Source organism: Flavobacterium azizsancarii, from assembly GCF_027980145.1.
Classification (GTDB): Bacteria; Bacteroidota; Bacteroidia; order Flavobacteriales; family Flavobacteriaceae; genus Flavobacterium; species Flavobacterium azizsancarii.
Genome location: NZ_JAMZNK010000097.1, coordinates 1 through 2,266 on the forward strand (window position 1 = coordinate 1; position 2,266 = coordinate 2,266).

Here is a 2,266-nt window from a genome sequence, read left to right on the forward strand (position 1 = left end):
CCACTATTTCGGTTCAATTTGTGCCACTCGGTTAATAAGTCATAGTTTTCCGGTTCGATTTGTGCCACTTTGAAAGATCAAAATCAGCTACTATCTTGTTGTTATCTAAAGCAATACGATATGGCTAATAAACTTGATCCTATGGACTTAAAACAAATCATTACTTTACATTTGGACGGTTATAGCAATCGTAAAATTGGAAGTACATTAGGTATTTCTCGCAATACTGTAAATACTTATATGCAGCTTTTCGAAGGCTCTAAATACTCTTTAGAACAGTTGCTGACGTTGGATATTGAACAACTATCAGAGCTCTTTTCTAGCTTTACGACAGTAGACACTCAAAGACATAACTCTTTAATGCTCTATTTTGAGACGGTTAATAAAGCTCGGAATCATCCTGGATTTACTTTTCTATATCATTATGCTCAATATGCTCAGACAGTAGCTAATCCCTACAGCTACACACAGTTTATGGAGCATTATAACCGGAAATATAAAGAAGTAAAAGGCTCTATGAAGTTAGAGCATGAACCTGGTAAAGAGATGTACATTGATTTTGCAGGTAAAAAACTCTCATATATTGATCAAAACACAGGAGAAATTATATCTGTAGAAGTTTTTGTGGCTATACTTCCTAATAGCCAATATACCTATGTGCAAGCCTGTCCGAGTCAGAAGAAAGAAGATCTTATTATATGCTGTACTAATGCGCTAAACTTTTATGGAGGTGTTCCCTTGGCAATAGTCTCCGATAACTTAAAATCAGCTGTATCTCGCGCAAGTAAATATGAATCACAAATAAACAGAAGCTTTAAAGACTTTGCTAGCCACTATAACTGCATAGTCAATCCAACTCGTATTTATGCTCCCCAAGATAAGGCGTTAGTGGAGAACGCAGTACATCTTGTCTACCAAAGAATTTACTACCCAATCAGGGAGATGACTTTCTTCTCTTTAGAAGAGCTCAATGCAGAGCTACGACGTATGCTAATCACTTACAACCAATTACTTTTTCAACGTAAAGAAGCAAGTCGTGTAGAGCTCTTTCAATCTGTGGAAAGACAATATTTAAAAGCATTACCCTGTACTACTTATCAAATAAAGGATTATAAAAGAGCTAAAGTTCAGAAGATAGGTTATGTGTATTTCTCACCTGACAAGAGTTATTATAGCGTTCCTTATCGCTACATAGGCCATCATACAATGATTCACTACACCAATACTTCAGTAGAGATCTATTATAATCATTTACGCATTGCAATACATAAACGAAACCCGAAAAAAGGGAATTACAATACAATTAAGGAACATTTATCCAGTACGCATCAAAGCTATACCAGTTGGAGTCCTGAGTATTTTAAAAATCAAGCAGCTCCACATGGTGTTCATTTAGTCAAATGCGTAGAGAAGATTCTGTGTAATGTCGATTACCCTGAGATTGGATACAAGAGGGTGATTGGCTTAATACAACTACACAAGAGTTATGGATCACAAAGACTGGATAAAGCTTGTGAGATTGCATTGAATGCTAATGTTGCAACCTACACCCATATCAAAAACATCCTGCGTCATAATATGGATCTCAAAGAAGCTATGTTCCAAGAACTAGACGCTAACACTAATCACATCCCAGTACATCAAAACATCAGAGGAGCCTCAGCGTATCAATAAATATTAATCTTAAATATTATAATATGGACAACAATCAAACTATCGAAAAGCTAAAGACCATGAGACTTAACGACATGGCACAGCTACATCACAGTCACATTAAAAACAACACAATGACCTCATTTACTATTGATGAGTACATTGGTTTATTGACGGATCACGAGTATGAAAATAGACAAAATAGAAAAATAGAAAGGCTAATTAAACAGGCTGAATTTAGACAAAGTGCAAGTATGCCAGATGTGAATTATACTCAAAACAGAGATCTAGATAAAAATATGTTTACCCGTCTAGGAACATTGGATTTTATTCTCAAAAAACAGAATGTAATATTAACTGGTTCCAGCGGAGTTGGAAAAAGTTATCTTGCTCAGGCTCTGGGATACCAAGCCTGTTTGATGGATTATAAAGTCTTATATTATAACACTGCTAATCTTTTTAATTTATTAAAAATAAGTAAATTAGACGGGACATACCTAAGGGAAATGAAAAAGATACTAAAATCAGATCTACTTATTCTGGATGACTTTGGCTTACAACCATTCGATAACCAATCCCGGGAAGCATTATTGGACATTGTTGACCAAAGGTA

At 35.3% G+C, this 2,266-nt stretch carries 2 protein-coding genes; both read left to right on the forward strand.

Features of this window, described 5'->3' with window-relative positions; genetic code table 11:
* The first annotated feature begins 120 nt into the window (after positions 1 to 120).
* Positions 121 to 1,674 carry an IS21 family transposase gene (gene istA, locus NJT12_RS24735; RefSeq protein ID WP_271338775.1) on the forward strand — a complete coding sequence of 518 codons (1,554 nt, stop codon included), beginning with the start codon at positions 121 to 123 and terminating at the stop codon, positions 1,672 to 1,674.
* Between the two features lie 23 nt (positions 1,675 to 1,697).
* On the forward strand, positions 1,698 to 2,266 hold a 569-nt coding region (locus tag NJT12_RS24740; protein WP_271338776.1), incomplete at its 3' end, for an ATP-binding protein.